A 14,965-nucleotide genomic window follows, 5' to 3' on the forward strand; every position below is an offset into this window, starting at 1 on the left:
CACGATGAACAGAAGAAGCTTTCTTGCCGGAACCGCCTGCCTGACCGCCAGCCTCGGGGCGCCGGCCGTCCTGCGGGCGCAGGGCAGCGTTCTCAAGCTCGGCGTGCTGACGCCGCTGACCGGGGCCGGATCGCAGGACGGCCCGCGCATGCTCAAGGCGATGCAGGCCGTCGTCGACGAGGTCAACAAGGCCGGCGGCGTCCTCGGCCGGCAGGTCGCGCTGATCGTCGAGGACGACCAGACCAATCCCGAGGCGGCGGTGCGCGCCGCGCAGAAGCTCGTCGGCGTCGACGGCGTGCCGGTTATCATGGGCACCTGGGCCTCGGCGGTCACCTCGGCCGTCGCCCCGGTCTGCTGGGAGAGCAAGACCGCGCTGATGACGGTGTCGGGCGCGGATTCGATCACCCAGCTTCCCCACCAGGGCTACATCTTCCGCACGCAGCCGACGACCACCCTGCAAGCGACCAAGCATGCCGAGTACATCGCCTCCACCGGTGCGAAGAAGGTGTACTACCTCGCCGTCCAGACGCCCTTCGCCGTTCCGATGAAGGACATCATGGCCAATGTGCTGTCGGGCAACGGGGCCTCGATGGTCGGCGGCCTCGTCTACGAGCCGTCGAAGACGAGCTATCGCTCCGAGATCGACCGCGCGCTCGCGGCCAAGCCCGACATGATCTATCTCAACAGCTACTCGCCCGACGTGACGGTGCTGCTGAAGGATTTGTTCCGCGCCGGCTATACCGGCGGGCGGCTGACCCAGTCCTATGCCTATAACACCAAGGTGGCGGAGAGCCTGCCGGCGGAGGTGACTGACGGGCTCGTCAACGTCCAGCCCTCCAGCGACATCGACAGCGCGGCCTTCTCGCTCGCCCAGAAGCGGCTCGGCCTCGAGGCGCCCGATTCCTACGAAGCGCAGGCGACCGATTGGGCCAGCCTGGCGCTGCTCGCCATCGAGAAGGCGAAGAAGGCGACGGGCACCGACATTCGCGACAATGTCCGCGCGATCTCGCAGGGCGGCGGCACCAAGGTCGGATCGGCGGTCGAGGGCCTCAAGCTGCTGCGCGAGGGCAAGGACGTCAATTACGACGGCGTGAGCGGGCCCTGCGACTTCAACGAGAAGGGCGACATCATCGATTGCCGCTTCCGCTACGGCCTGGCGAAGGGCGCCAAGATCGAACTGATCAAAGTCGTCTGATCTCGAGCATTTTCGAGCGAAGCGGGCACCGGTTCGCGTGAAGAAAATGCGGCAAAACAAAAGCTGGGCGGGGCGATGGAAATTCTGCAACTGATCGCAAACGGCGTCATGGCGGGGAGCATCCTCGCCGTCCCCGCCATCGGGCTTACCGCCATGTATGCGGTGCTGCGGTTCCCGAATTTCGCCATCGCCTCGCATGCCACGGCCGGGGCCTTCGCGGGCTGGACGGCAAACGCGCTGTTCGGCCTGCCGATCCTGCCGTCCCTCCTCGTCGCCCTGCTGGTCGGCGGGCTGATCGGCCTCGTGACCGACGAGTTCGTGCTGAAGCCGTTCCGCAAGGCCGGCTTCATCACGACCGCGATCGGCTCGCTGGCGCTGACGATCGGGCTCGAGAACGTCGTGCGCCTCTTCTACGGCAACGATCTGCGCGGCTACGACCTGCCGCTCGCCCGCGACATCGTCGTCGCCGGCATCCATGTCGGGCCGCAGCAGCTGCATAACATCGCCATCTCGGTCGCGATCATGGCGCTGGTCTTCGGCTTCCTCACCTTCACCCGCATGGGCAAGGCGATGCGCGCGGTCGCGGACAACCCGCAGCTCGCCGACATCAAGGGCATCGACGCGCGCACCGTCGGGCGCATCGTCTCCTTCATGGGGATGGGGCTCGCCGGGATCGGCGGCATGCTGATCGGGCTCGATTCCTCGATCGACCCGATGACGGGCTTTCGCGCCATGCTGCCGATCTTCGCGGCGGCGGTCGTCGGCGGCCTCGGCAGCGTGCCCGGCGCGGTGGTGGGCGCGCTGGTGGTCGGCATCGCCGAGGAACTGTCGCTGCTTGCCCTGCCGGCGAGCTACAAATCCTCGATCGCCTTCCTGGCGATCCTCGTCATCCTGACGCTGCGGCCGCAAGGCATTCTCGGGCGCGAGGGCAACTGACATGGAAATCTACATCCTCAGCATTTCCATCATCGCCTGCATCTACGCGATCATGGCGCTCGGCCTCAACGTGATGTGGGGCATGGCGGGGCTGGTCAATCTCGGCCTCGTCGGCTCGATGGCGGTCGGTGCCTATACCAGCGCCCTGCTGACGACCTCGGCCGGCGTGTCCATTCCGCTCGGCATCCTGGCGGGCATCGTCGCCGCCACGCTGTTCGGCGCGGTCCTGTGCCTCATCACCAGCCGGCTCAAGGAGCATTATCTCGCCATCGTCACGCTCGGCTTCGCCGAAGCGATCCGCATCGTCGCCTCCAACGAGATCTGGCTGACGCATGGCACAGACGGCATTTCCGGCATTCCGGGGCCGTTTCGCGGCACCGTCACGACGTTCCAGTACAACCTGATCTTTCTCGCCATCGTCGCGGTCATCGCCTTGGCCGTCTACGTCTTCTGCCAGCGCATCCTCTATTCGCCCTTCGGGCGCGTCCTCCATGCCATCCGCGACGACGAGGTCGTCGTCGGCGTCGCCGGCAAGGATGCCCGCGTCTTCAAGGTGCAGGCCTTCGCCATCGGCAGCGGCATCATCGGCCTCGCCGGGGCGCTCTACGCGCACTACACCTCCTTCATCGCGCCGGAACTCTTCGTGCCGCTGATCACGCTCTATGTGAAGCTGTCGCTGCTGGCCGGCGGTGTCGGCAACAACCGCGGCGCCATTCTCGGCGCAGGGCTGGTGATCATCATCCTGGAAGGCACGCGCTTCCTGGTGCCCTACATCCCCTATATCACGCCGCCGCAAGGGGCCGCGATCCGCGAGCTCCTGCTCAGCGCGGGCCTGCTCATCGTCCTGCGCTACCGGGTGAAGGGCCTGATCCCGGAAGCCCATGACCATCTCACGGTAAGGCCGGCGGTGCTGGCTGAAGCCGCGCTCCGCCGGCAGCCGGCCTGACTCGAGGATGCTCCCCATGCACGACTGCAAACCGACGCTGGACGATGTCGGCCGCCTCGTCTCCTCGTTGACCGGGCCGCACGATCTGGTCGGGACCTGCAAGGTTCTCGACGGGATCCTCGCCCGGCTCTACGGCCACAAGCTGTTCACCGTCCTGCGCTTCATCCGCAAGGACATGGAAAGCGAGCGCTTCTATTCCAGCGATCCGGCGACCTATCCGGTGCTCGGGCGCAAGGCCACGCCCGAGACCGTCTGGGGCAAGGTCGTGCTGACCGACGGCGAGATCATGATCTCCCGCGACGCCGACGACATCCGCAGGAACTTCTCGGACCACGAGACGATCTTCGCGCTGGGCGTCGGCAGCATGATCAACGTTCCGCTGCTCTGGAACGGCGAGATCCTGGGCTCGGCCAACATCTCCTTCGCCGGCGACGGCTACCGGGCCGCCGATCCCGCCGATCTGAGGATGCTCGTCGGCATCGCGGCGCCCGTCGTCGCCAGCGCATTTCCGGTCGAGGACTGACCGTCGCGGCATCCGGCGCGCGCCGTTTCCGTTAAATCTCAGGGGATACGAAAGTGGACAGCTACATTCTCTTCGGTGGCAAATTCCTGGACGTCGACGAGGGCGTCCTGCGCGACGGCGTCGAGGTCCTGGTCGAGGGCGAGCGGATCGCGCAGGTTTCGACGCGGCCGATCGAGCGTACCGGCATCCGCCGGATCGATCTCGCCGGCCGCACGCTGATGCCGGGCCTGATCGACGCGCATGTGCATGTCGTCGCGACGCTCGTCGATCTCGCCGCGAATGCCGGGCTGCCCTCGTCCCTGATCGCGCTACGCACGCGCAAGATCATGGGCGACATGCTGATGCGCGGCTTCACCACGGTCCGCGATCTGGCCGGCGCCGATCTCGGCCTGAAGCTGGCGGTCGAGGAGGGGCTGATCGACGGCCCGCGCCTGATCATCTGCGGCAAGGCGCTCAGCCAGACAGTCGGCCATTGCGACTACCGGGCCCGCAGCGACAAGCGGCCGCTGCATCTCGAATCGCTCGGGGCTCTGGGTCGCATCGCCGACGGTGTCGACGAGGTTCGCCGCGCCGCGCGCGAGGAGATCAAGGCGGGCGCCGATTTCGTGAAGATCATGGCCAATGGCGGCGTCTCCTCGCCGAACGACCCGATCCATGTCCTGCAATACTCGCGCGATGAGATCCGCGCCATCGTCGAGGAGGCCGAGAATTACGGCCTCTACGTCTCCGCCCATACCTATACCGACGTCTCGATCCGGCGGGCGGTCGAATGCGGCGTCAAATCCCTCGAGCACTGCAATCTGATCCAGGCCGAGACCGCGCGACTCGCGGCCAAGGCCGGCGCCTTCGCCTGCCCGACGCTCGTCGCCTACGAAGGTCTGGCGCTGGACGGCGCGGCCTTTGGCCTCGGCCCGGAATCGCAGGCCAAGCTCGAGGTCGTGCGCAAGGGGGGCCTGGAATCCCTGAAGATCATGCGCGAGGCCGGGTTGCCGATGGCGTTCGGAACCGATCTGCTCGGCCAGCTGCACAAGTACCAGTCGATGGAATTCGAGATCCGCGCCAGGGTTCTGCCGGTGCGCGAGGTCATCCAGTCGGCGACCCGCGTCTCGGCCAGGCTCTGCGGGCTTGCGGACAAGGCCGGCGTGATCGCCGAGGGCGCCTATGCGGATTTCGTCGTGGTCAACGGCAACCCGCTGGACGACATCGGCCTGCTGGCGAAGCCCGAGGACGGATTGGCCGCGATCGCCCGCGGCGGTCGCTTCTTCAAGAACACGCTCGCTTCCTAGGGCGTCACGACCATCGTCATTCCGGGTTCTTCGCTGACGCGAAGCCCCGGAATGACGGTTGGTTACGGTCTCCCGGCGAGGGCATCGAGGCAGGCGGGGATCAAGGTCGGGGCGAGCGCCTCCACGGCCCGGACGTGGTCGTCCGTATAGGCATGCTCGCGGTGGTTCACATTGAGGACACCGAGGCAGCGCCCGTCGTAGACGACCGGGATGCTCATCACCGCGCCGCAGCCCAGGCTTGCGATCTTCTCGTGATCGAAGAAGGTCCGCGCCACGGCTTCCGCATCATTGGCCAGGAACGAGCGCTGCTGGCGAAGCACCTGCTCGCCCCAGGGCGTGGCGGCCATCGGCTTGCGTACGCCCGTCGGATAGAGGCGCGGCTCGGTGCTGAAGACCCGCAAGGTCTCTCCGCCGTCGACGATGAAGAGCGTCACGAACAGATAGCCGACATGCTCCTTCAGGACCTGCTCCAAGGCGGCGTAGAAAGGCGCCGGCTGCCCGGAGGCCCGCATGGCGGCGAGCAAGGGCGGCACGATGTCGGGTGATGCGGATTGCAAGAGGCTGTTCCTTCGCTGAATCGGCCGCATCTTTGCATGAGGCCGGCGCGCCGGGCCAGCCCTTGCAGCGGTTGCGCCGGGGGGCGAAACGGTCACAAGCCGGCAGCTTCGCATAAGCCCTTCAGGGCGCTTTCGCCGCTTGTCGCGCCCGCTCGATCGTCGGGGCATGGCCGTATCGCTGCTTGTAGACCCGCGAGAAGTGGCTGGCGTTGACGAAGCCGCACGCCACCGCGACCTTGAAACTGGCAAGCCGGCTCGCCGGCCCGCTTGGAGGCGGATTTGACGATGCGCTACTCGATTGCCTCGCTTCTCAAGGAAACCCTGCGTGGTCACCGGGGCTGGACGCCCGCCTGGCGTGATCCGGCGCCGAAGGCCGAATACGACGTCCTGATCGTCGGCGGCGGCGGGCATGGGCTCGCCACGGCGCATTACCTCGCCAGCCGGCACGGCATCGCCAATGTCGCGGTGCTGGAGAAGGGCTATCTCGGCTCCGGCAATGCCGGCCGCAACACCACGATCATCCGCTCGAACTACCTCCTGCCCGGCAACACGCCCTTCTACGAGCTCTCGATGAAGCTCTGGGAAGGGCTGGAGGAGGACCTGAACTACAACGCCATGGTCAGCCAGCGCGGCGTGATCAATCTCTATCATTCCGATGCGCAGCGCGACGCCTTCGCCCGGCGCGGCAATGCGATGCGGCTCGCCGGCGTCGATGCCGAGCTTCTCGGCCGCGAGCAGGTCAGGGCGATGCTGCCCTTCTTCGATTATGACAATGCCCGCTTCCCGATCCGGGGCGGGCTCCTGCAGCGGCGCGGCGGCACGGCGCGCCACGATGCGGTCGCCTGGGGCTATGCGCGGGCCGCCGACAGCCGCGGCGTCGATCTGATCCAGAACTGCGAGGTCACCGGCATCGCGATCGCCGGCGGACGGGCTATCGGCGTCGAGACCGCGCGCGGCCCGATCCGGGCGACGAAGATCGCGCTCGCCGTCGCCGGCAACTCGTCGCGGGTGGCGGCGATGGCGGGGCTTCGCCTGCCGATCGAGAGCCATGTGCTCCAGGCTTTCGTCTCGGAGGGGCTGAAGCCCCTGATCGACACCGTCGTCACCTTCGGCGCCGGGCATTTCTACGTCAGCCAGTCCGACAAGGGCGGGCTCGTCTTCGGCGGCGACATCGACGGCTACAATTCCTACGCCCAGCGCGGCAACCTGCCGGTCATCGAGGACGTCATGGAGGCGGGCATGGGCCTGTGGCCGGGCCTGGGGCGGCTGCGCGTGCTGCGCCATTGGGGCGGCGTCATGGACATGTCGATGGACGGCTCGCCGATCATCGACCTCGCTCCGGTCGAGGGGCTCTATCTCAATGCCGGCTGGTGCTATGGCGGCTTCAAGGCGACGCCGGCCTCCGGCTTCTGCTTCGCCCATCTGATCGCGACGGGTAAGCCGCACCCGGTCGCTGCGGCCTATCGGCTCGACCGCTTCGCGACCGGCCATCTGATCGACGAGAAGGGCGCAGGCGCCCAGCCCAACCTGCACTGAGCGGCTGCCGCCGAGGACGAACCATGCGCATCACCTGTCCCCATTGCGGCGCGCGCGACGCCCAGGAGTTCAGCTATCTCGGCGCGGCCGATCTCGCGCGGCCCGACGGCATGGCGGCGAGCGAGGCCGCGATGGTCGACTATGTCTATCTGCGCGACAATCCGCGCGGGCGGCATCGCGAGCTCTGGTATCACGGCGCGGGCTGCCGGGCCTGGCTCGTCGTCGGCCGCGACACCTTCACCCACGCGGTCATCTCCGTCGAACCGGCGAAGCGGCATGCGGGAGGAGCGGCATGAGCGCTCAAAGCCATCGCCTCGCGCAGGGCGGCCTGATCGACCGCAGCCGGCCGCTCGCCTTCGCCTTCGACGGCAAGTCCTATCGGGGCTATGGCGGCGACACGCTGGCCTCGGCGCTGCTGGCGAACGGGGTTCGCCTCGTCGGCCGCTCCTTCAAGTATCACCGTCCGCGCGGCATCCTCTCGGCCGGGCCGGAGGAGCCCAACGCCCTGGTCGAGCTGCGCTCCGGCGCCCGCCGCGAGCCGAACACGCGCGCGACCGTCGTCGAGCTGTTCGACGGGCTCGATGCGGCAAGCCAGAACCGCTGGCCCTCGCTCGCCTTCGACCTGCTCTCGCTCAACGGGCTCGTCTCGCCGGCCCTCGTCGCCGGCTTCTACTACAAGACCTTCATGTGGCCGTCGGCCTTCTGGGAGAAGCTCTACGAGCCCTTGATCCGCCGCGCCGCGGGGCTTGGCCGCGCCGCCGGCATGGACGATCCGGACCATTACGAGAAGGCCTTCGCCTTCTGCGACGTGCTGGTGATCGGCGCCGGCCCCGCCGGTCTTTCCGCCGCGCTCGCGGCCGGCCGCAGCGGCGCCCGCGTCATCCTCTGCGACGAGGATTTCAGGCCCGGAGGCCGGTTGCTGGCCGAGAAGCGCGAGATCGGCGGCAAGCCGGCCGCCGCATGGCTGGTGGCGACGCTGGCCGAGCTTGCAAGCCTGCCGGAGGTGCGGATCATGCCGCGCACAACCGTCTTCGGGCTCTACGACCACGGCATCTACGGCGCGGTGGAGCGTGTCGGCGACCATCTCCCGGAGCCGGCGGCCCACCAGCCCCGCCAGCGCGGCTGGCGCATCTACGCCAGGCGCGCGATCCTCGCGGCCGGCGCCCTGGAGCGGCCGATCGTTTTCCCCGGCAACGATACACCCGGCGTGATGCTGGCCGGGGCGGTGCGTAGTTACGTCAATCGCTACGGCGTCCTGCCGGGCCGCGAGACGGTGCTCTTCACCGCCGGCGACGACGGCTGGGCGACGGCGCGCGACATCGCCGCCGCCGGCGGCAGGGTCGCGGCGATCGTCGATGCCCGCCCCGATGCCGATCCTGCCCGCAAGGCATTGGCCGACAGGCTGGGAGCGCGGCTCTTCGCCGGCGGTCTGGTAGAGGGCACGCGCGGCGGCAGGCAGCTCGACGGCGTCATGGTCCGCGATGCCTCCGGCGCGACGACGGCGCTCGCCTGCGACCTGCTGGCGGTCTCGAACGGCTGGAACCCGACGCTGCACCTGACCTCGCATCAGAACGGCAGGCCGGCCTGGGACGAAGGGCTGCAATGCTTCGTGCCGGGCACGCTGCCGCCGGGGCTTACGGTCGCCGGCAGCGCGGCCGGGCATTTCACGCTGGCTCAGGCGCTGGCGGATGGCGCGCGGCTCGGCTACGAGGCTGCGGCCGACGCGGGGCTCACGCCCGTGGCGCAGGAGGCCGTGCCGGCGACCGACCCCGAGACGGCCGCGCTAGAGCCGGTCTGGCGGGTTAAGGGTCGCAAGGGCAAGGCTTTCGTCGACTTCCAGAACGACGTCACCGACAAGGACATCGAGCTTTCGGCCCGCGAAGGCTATGTCTCGGTCGAGCATCTGAAGCGCTACACCACGCTCGGCATGGCGACCGACCAGGGCAAGACCTCGAACCTCGCCGGCCTCGCCATCATGGCCGGGCAGACGGGCCGGACGATCCCTGAGACGGGTACGACCACCTTCCGCCCGCCCTATACGCCGGTCGCGATCGGCGCGCTCGCCGGCCATCACCGGGGCAGGGATTTCCGCCTGACGCGATTTCCGCCGACCCATGACTGGTCGAAGCAGCAGGGCGCCGTCTTCGTCGAGGCCGGCCAGTGGCTGCGGGCGCAGTACTATCCGAAGCCCGGCGAGGGCGACTGGCTGACCACCGTGAACCGGGAGGTGAGGGCGGTGCGCGGCGGCGTCGGCCTCTGCGACGTCTCGACGCTCGGCAAGATCGACATCCAGGGCGCCGACGCCGCCACCTTCCTGGAGCGGGTCTATGTCAACGGCTGGAAGGCGCTGCCGGTCGGCAAGGCGCGCTACGGGCTGATGCTGCGCGAGGACGGCTTCGTCCTGGACGACGGCACGACCTCCCGCCTCGGCGAGCAGCATTTCCTGATGACCACCACCACCGCCAATGCCGGCAAGGTGATGCAGCATCTGGAATTCTGCCATCAGGTGCTGTGGCCCGGGCTCGATATCCGCATGGTCTCGGTCTCCGAGCAATGGGCGCAAGCGTCGGTCGCCGGCCCGAAGGCGCGCGAGACGTTGCGCGGCGTCGTCGATCCAGCGCACGATATCGGAAACGAGGCCTTTCCCTATCTCGCGGCGCGCGCGGTCACGGTCGGCGGCGGCATCCCGGCGCGGCTCTTCCGCATCTCCTTCTCGGGCGAACTCGCCTATGAGCTTTCCGTCCCCGCCGGCCATGGCGAGGCGATGATGCGCGCGCTGATGCAGGCGGGCGAGCCCTTCGGCATCACGCCCTACGGCACCGAGGCGCTCGGCGTGATGCGCATCGAGAAGGGCCATGTCGCCGGCAACGAGCTCAACGGCCAGACCACGGCGCGCGATCTCGGCCTCGGCAGGATGATGTCGGCGAAGAAGGACTTCATCGGCCGCCTGATGGCGGGCCGGCCGGCTCTCACCGCGAAGGACCGGCCGTCCTTCGTCGGCTTCAGGCCGGTTGATCCGAACGCGCGCCTGCGGGCCGGCGCGCATTTCATCGGCATCGGCAAGGCGGCCGTGATGGAGAACGACGAGGGCTACATGACCTCCGTCGCCTATTCCCCGCATCTCAACCACTGGATGGGGCTCGGCCTGATCAGGGGCGGATCGGCCCGCATCGGCGAACGCGTGCGCGCCTATGATCCCGTCCGCAACGGCGACATCGTCGTCGAGATCTGCTCTCCCGTCTTCGTCGATCCCGAAGGAACCCGCCTCCATGGCTGAGACCGCGACCTCATGGCTTCCGCGCGGCGCCTGGGCCGGGGTCGCTGAGCCCGGCGCCTTCGGTGCCACGGGCGAGGCCGGCATCGTCGCGACGCTGCACGACGGTTTCGGCCTCGCGACCCTGATCGCCGGGCCGGGCGCGGCGCCGGCCCTGTCGCGGCTGGTCGAGGCCCGGCTCGGGATTGCGCTGCCGCGGACGCCGAGGATTGTCTTAGGCAGGGGCCATGACGCGATCTGGACGGGGCCGGAGCAATGGTGGCTGCGCGCCGCCGCGCGCGACGGCTTGCTGCCCCTGCTCGACGAGCTCTCGGCCCACGCCGCCGTCAGCGACCAGAGCCACGCGCGCGCCGCCTTGAGGCTCTCGGGCCCGCGCGTCCGCGATCTCCTGGCGAAGGGCGTGATGCTCGATCTTCACCCCGCGGTTTTCGCCGTGGGCGATGCCGCCGCGACGAGCATCGCTCATGTCGGCGTGCAGTTGTGGCGGCTCGCCGACGGGCCGGACGGGCCCGTCTTCGAGATCATGGTCCCGCGCAGCATGGCGGGAAGCTTCTGGTCCTGGCTTGCCGCATCGGCCGGCGCATTCGGCTGCATCGTCGCCGACGCGGCGAAGTAGCAGGCAGCCCTTCGCGGTCTGTCTATTTGACTTCCACGACATCGTCGGGAAGCGGCGTGTTCCTCGGCTTTCTTCTGCCGCTCAGCGCGCGCAGGATCGGCTTTTCGATCACCCGGTGGATCGCGAGGCTCGCGATGCAGGCCGCCACCATCGAAACCACCGAGACCAGCAGCACGGTGGCCGGCTGATCGTAGCCGATGGTGCGCTTCGCCAGATGGGCCACGGCGCCGATCACGAAGATATGGGACAGATAAAGCGCATAGGAAGCATCGCCGAGCTGTTCGAGCAGGCTCCAGCGCTTGAGCCGCGGCTCCAGCCCGAGGCCGCACAGCAAGAGGCCTGCGCCCCATAGGGCCTGTCCCGCGAAGCTGATCTGGCTCATCAGCGGCGTGCCGTCGTCGACGAGCGCGAGCGCCGCGCCGCCAAGCGCGAGCAGCCCGAGCAGCCAGAGATCGCGCGTGCCGCAGGCAAAGCCGCGATCCAGATAGCGCCGGCCGATCCAGCTGCCGATGACGAAGGCCAGCGGAGACGCATTGAGATAAAATTGCAGGACGGGGTTGGCGGGCGCCAGCAACAGCCCGGTAAGCCACATCGCCCCGAAGACGAGCGTCAGCACGCGCACGCGCGAACCCACGGACAGAAAGGCGAGCAGCGCGAAGGCGATATAGAAGTAGATCTCGTAATTCAGCGTCCAGCCGAGGGAGAGCAGGGGGCTGGTGCTGTCCCGCCCTGGGGCCTCGTGGACGATGAAGAACAGCGATTGCAGATAATGGGGCCAGGTGAAGGCCGTCGTCTGGAACAGGCTCGGCGCGAGAGCCGCCAGCAGGGCGGTGAGGCTGGTGAAGAGCCAGTAGAGCGGGACGATGCGGATCGCCCTCCGTTTCAGGAAGGTCGAGGCCGGGAAGGGCCCCTGTCCTGAAATATAGACCATGATGAAGCCGCTGATGACGAAGAACAGAACCACGCCGAGCCGGCCCGCCGCGACGATGATCGGATCGTCCGTGCCGATCTGATAGGAAAAGGCATGCGCGAACAGGACCAGCAGGGCGGCGCAGGCGCGAAGATATTGCACCGAATAGAGCTTCTTCACAGTCCTCTCCCGCGCCGGCCTCAGGCGGTCGTTCGACGACGGCGCCGGCGCAGTGTCGGTCAAAGCCCTTTCATTTCTCTGACGGCGTTCGAGAATATCTGGATCGGCTCAAGGGTTGTGGATTTGGTCTTATGGCGCGATTGCTCGTGGCCGCTCCTACGCCGCAAGCCACAGCAGCGAGCGCGGCGAGAGCCTGAGCGTGGCCTGGCTGCCGACGGCGAACAACCCGCTGCCGGACTGGAACGGCACGTCGACCGCCACCTCCGCCGCGCCGATGCTGACGCCGTAGCGCACGCTCGCGCCGAGGAATTCGCGGTTGGCGACGGTGCAGGGCAGGGCGAGCATGCCGTCCTCGGTGCCGCCGCCCGCCGCGCCGAGGCTGGCGTGCTGCGGACGGAAGACGAGGGTCGCGCCCTCCGGCACCGCTGCGTCGGCGGGAACCGGAACCCGCGTCCCGCCCTCGATCTCGAAGACGCGGGTCCCGCCGCTGCCGGTGAGCTTGCCGGCGAGGATGTTGGCGGTGCCGAGGAAGCCGGCGACGAACAGGTTGGCCGGCCGCTCGTAGAGCTCCATCGGCGTCCCGACCTGCTGGACGATGCCGTCGTTCATCACGGCGATGCGGTCGCAGATCGTGTTCGCCTCCTCCTGGTCGTGGGTGACGAAGATCGTGGTCAGGCCCAGCCGCTGCTGCAGATCGCGCAGCTCGCGCCTCACCTGCACGCGCATCTTGGCGTCGAGGTTGGAGAGCGGCTCGTCGAGCAGCAGCACCTTGGGCTCGACCGCGACGGTGCGCGCCACCGCGACGCGCTGCTGCTGGCCGCCGGAAAGCTGCGAGGGCCGCCGGTCGGCGAGATGGCCAAGGCCGACGAGGTCGAGCGCCGCCTCGACCCGCCGCTCGACCTCGGCGCGCTTGACGCCGCGCTCCTCCAGCCCGAAGGCGACGTTGCGGCGCACGCTCATATGCGGCCAGAGCGCATAGGACTGGAAGACCATGCCGACATCGCGCTTCCAGGGCGGCAGGTCGGTGATCGGCTTGCCGCCGATCCGGACCTCGCCGGTATCGGCCTGGTTGAAGCCGGCGATCAGGCGCAGAAGCGTGGTCTTGCCGCAGCCGGAGGGGCCGAGGAAGGCGAAGAACTCGCCCGGCTCGATCGCGAGGTTGACGTCCTTGAGCACATGGTTCGTGCCATAGGACAGGTTGACGCCCGTAATGTCGACGGAGACGGCGGGCGTGGTCAGGGAGACGGTCGTGTTCATGGTCAGTGGCCCATTCCCCTGGCCTTCTGGCTGCGTTCGATGATGAGATGCGAGAGGAAGGTGCAGGCCGCGACCAGGATCACCGCGACGACGCCGAGCGCCGCGCCCGGCCCGCGCCCGGCCGCCGACTGCATGAAGACGTAGAGCCCATAGGCCAGCGGCGCGTCTGAATTCGACTGCACCAGCATCAGCGTCGCCGAGAGCTCGACCGCCGCGGTGGCGAAGGAGGTGACGAAGCCGGCCAGGATCCCGCCGGCCATCAGCGGCACGACGATGCGCCTGACCGTGCGCGCCTTGGTCGCGCCCAGATTCTCGGCCGCCTCCTCGAGCGAGACCGAGATCTGCTGGAGCGCCGCATAGCAGGCGCGCAGCGCATAGGGCAGCCGCCGGATCGCCAGCGCCAGCACGATGGTGATCCACAGCGCGGCGAGCGGCGTCCCGCCCGGCAGGGTGATGCCGTAGAAGGTCCGAAGATAGCCGATGCCGAGCACCACGCCGGGGATGGCGAGCGCGGCCGAGGCCATCCAGTCGAGCCATTCGCGGCCGATCAGCTTGGTGCGCAGCACCAGATAGGCGATGGCCACGCCGAGCACGACGTCGATGCCGCCGGCGATGGTGGCATAGATCAGCGTGTTCTTGATGTAGATCGAGCTCTCGCCGAAGACGCGGGCGTAATGCGCCGTGGTGAAGCCGTCGGGCAGGGGCGAGTAGGACCAGATCGTGGCGAAGGAGAGCAGCAGCAGGCCCAGATGCGGCGCCAGCACCAGCGCCAGGATCAGGATGACGATGCCATAGCCGAACACCGCCTCCATCGGCGTCATCACCCGCTTGGCGAGGCCGCCGCCGCCGCGCTGCGTCGTGGCGTAATCGCGCCCCTTCAGCGCCCGCGCCGAGAGCCACATCGCCAGGACCGAGGCGACGATCAGCACGACCGAGATGACATAGCCCATCGGATCGGCGATGCCGATCGAGGTGACGCGCAGATAGGCCTGCGGCGCCAGCATGTCCTTGACGTTGAGCAGGAGCGGTGTCGCCAGATCGTCGAAGACCTTGACGAAGACGAGCGAGGCGCCGGCGAGATAGCCCGGCATCGCGAGCGGGAAGACGATCCGCCGGAACAGCCTGAAGCCCGAGGAGCCGAGGTTCTGCGCGGCTTCCTCCATGGCGCGATCGACATTGCGCAGCGCCGCCGAGAGGTTGATCAGGATGAACGGGAAATAATGCACCGACTGGACGAAGATGACGCCGTTCAGCCCCTCCATGAAGTCGATCTTGAAGCCGAACCAGTCGTCGAGCAGGAGGTTGATCGAGCCGTTGCGACCGAAGAAGAGCTGCATCGCCACCGCCCCGACGAAGGGCGGCATGATCAGCGGCAGGAAGCCCAGCGTCTGGACGATGGCCGCGCCGCGGAAGACGAAGCGCGTCGTGAGATAGGCCAGCGGCAGGGCGAAGACGGAAGCCCAGACCACCGCCATCGCAGAGACATAGAAGGAATTCCACAAGGAGCGCATGAACAGCTCGGTGCGGACGAAATCGTAGAAATTGACGAGCGTGAAGGTCGAGGTGCCTTTTTCGGTGAAGGCGACATAGATCACCGTCGCGACCGGCAGCACCAGGAACATCATGAGGAAGGCGGCGATCGCCAGCGCCAGCGCGATCTGGCCGGGCGTGCCGGCGCTGCGGCGGGGGCGGGAAGCCGGGATCGGGATGGCGGTCATGGGCAGCCTTTGCGAAGGGCGTTTGGCCGGG

Annotated in this window: 13 protein-coding genes; 9 read left to right on the forward strand and 4 right to left on the reverse strand. The window is 68.2% G+C overall.

Annotated features, from left to right (window positions below):
- Positions 1 to 4: 4 nt before the first annotated feature.
- The 5 genes from M9917_RS19420 (at position 5) to M9917_RS19440 (ending at position 4,886) form a co-directional block, all read left to right on the forward strand.
- Complete coding sequence (locus tag M9917_RS19420) at positions 5 to 1,195, forward strand: ABC transporter substrate-binding protein (RefSeq protein WP_297256468.1); 1,191 nt, start codon at positions 5 to 7, stop codon at positions 1,193 to 1,195.
- A gap of 75 nt (positions 1,196 to 1,270) precedes the next feature.
- Positions 1,271 to 2,131 (forward strand): branched-chain amino acid ABC transporter permease, encoded by an 861-nt coding sequence (locus tag M9917_RS19425; RefSeq protein ID WP_297256470.1) that lies wholly within the window; start codon positions 1,271 to 1,273, stop codon positions 2,129 to 2,131.
- A 1-nt stretch (position 2,132) separates the two neighbouring features.
- Positions 2,133 to 3,077 carry a branched-chain amino acid ABC transporter permease gene (locus M9917_RS19430; protein WP_297256472.1) on the forward strand — a complete coding sequence of 315 codons (945 nt, stop codon included), beginning with the start codon at positions 2,133 to 2,135 and terminating at the stop codon, positions 3,075 to 3,077.
- Between the two features lie 16 nt (positions 3,078 to 3,093).
- Positions 3,094 to 3,600, forward strand: a complete 507-nt coding sequence (locus M9917_RS19435; protein WP_297256474.1) for a GAF domain-containing protein — start codon at positions 3,094 to 3,096, stop codon at positions 3,598 to 3,600.
- A 53-nt stretch (positions 3,601 to 3,653) separates the two neighbouring features.
- On the forward strand, positions 3,654 to 4,886 hold the full coding sequence (locus tag M9917_RS19440; protein WP_297256475.1) for a metal-dependent hydrolase family protein: 1,233 nt from the start codon (positions 3,654 to 3,656) through the stop codon (positions 4,884 to 4,886).
- A gap of 62 nt (positions 4,887 to 4,948) precedes the next feature.
- Here M9917_RS19440 and M9917_RS19445 read toward each other — a convergent pair whose 3' ends face one another.
- Positions 4,949 to 5,443 carry a GAF domain-containing protein gene (locus tag M9917_RS19445; RefSeq protein ID WP_297256476.1) on the reverse strand — a complete coding sequence of 165 codons (495 nt, stop codon included), beginning with the start codon at positions 5,441 to 5,443 and terminating at the stop codon, positions 4,949 to 4,951.
- A gap of 285 nt (positions 5,444 to 5,728) precedes the next feature.
- Between M9917_RS19445 and M9917_RS19450 the strand changes: the two genes are divergently transcribed.
- The 4 genes from M9917_RS19450 to M9917_RS19465 are packed head-to-tail and all read left to right on the forward strand — an operon-like array spanning position 5,729 to position 10,869.
- Positions 5,729 to 6,979: a sarcosine oxidase subunit beta family protein gene (locus M9917_RS19450; RefSeq protein WP_297256478.1), complete on the forward strand. Its 1,251-nt coding sequence runs from the start codon at positions 5,729 to 5,731 to the stop codon at positions 6,977 to 6,979.
- 23 nt (positions 6,980 to 7,002) lie between these two features.
- Entirely contained in the window at positions 7,003 to 7,275 is a 273-nt protein-coding gene (locus M9917_RS19455) for a sarcosine oxidase subunit delta (protein ID WP_297256479.1), read from the forward strand.
- Positions 7,272 to 10,256 (forward strand): sarcosine oxidase subunit alpha family protein, encoded by a 2,985-nt coding sequence (locus M9917_RS19460; RefSeq protein ID WP_297256481.1) that lies wholly within the window; start codon positions 7,272 to 7,274, stop codon positions 10,254 to 10,256. The genes M9917_RS19455 and M9917_RS19460 overlap by 4 nt, the downstream gene beginning before the upstream one ends.
- Positions 10,249 to 10,869 carry a sarcosine oxidase subunit gamma gene (locus M9917_RS19465; RefSeq protein ID WP_297256483.1) on the forward strand — a complete coding sequence of 207 codons (621 nt, stop codon included), beginning with the start codon at positions 10,249 to 10,251 and terminating at the stop codon, positions 10,867 to 10,869. The genes M9917_RS19460 and M9917_RS19465 overlap by 8 nt, the downstream gene beginning before the upstream one ends.
- Before the next feature lie 22 nt (positions 10,870 to 10,891).
- On the opposite strand, the gene M9917_RS19470 is transcribed toward M9917_RS19465, so the two are convergent.
- From M9917_RS19470 to M9917_RS19480, 3 genes are all read right to left on the reverse strand, one after another.
- Complete coding sequence (locus M9917_RS19470) at positions 10,892 to 11,959, reverse strand: acyltransferase family protein (RefSeq protein WP_297256485.1); 1,068 nt, start codon at positions 11,957 to 11,959, stop codon at positions 10,892 to 10,894.
- 156 nt (positions 11,960 to 12,115) lie between these two features.
- Positions 12,116 to 13,216, reverse strand: a complete 1,101-nt coding sequence (locus M9917_RS19475) for an ABC transporter ATP-binding protein (protein ID WP_297256487.1) — start codon at positions 13,214 to 13,216, stop codon at positions 12,116 to 12,118.
- 2 nt (positions 13,217 to 13,218) lie between these two features.
- Entirely contained in the window at positions 13,219 to 14,934 is a 1,716-nt protein-coding gene (locus tag M9917_RS19480) for an ABC transporter permease (protein WP_297256488.1), read from the reverse strand.
- Positions 14,935 to 14,965 lie beyond the last annotated feature (31 nt).

Origin of the sequence: Bosea sp. (in: a-proteobacteria), from assembly GCF_023953965.1 — a bacterium.
Lineage (GTDB): Bacteria > Pseudomonadota > Alphaproteobacteria > Rhizobiales > Beijerinckiaceae > Allobosea.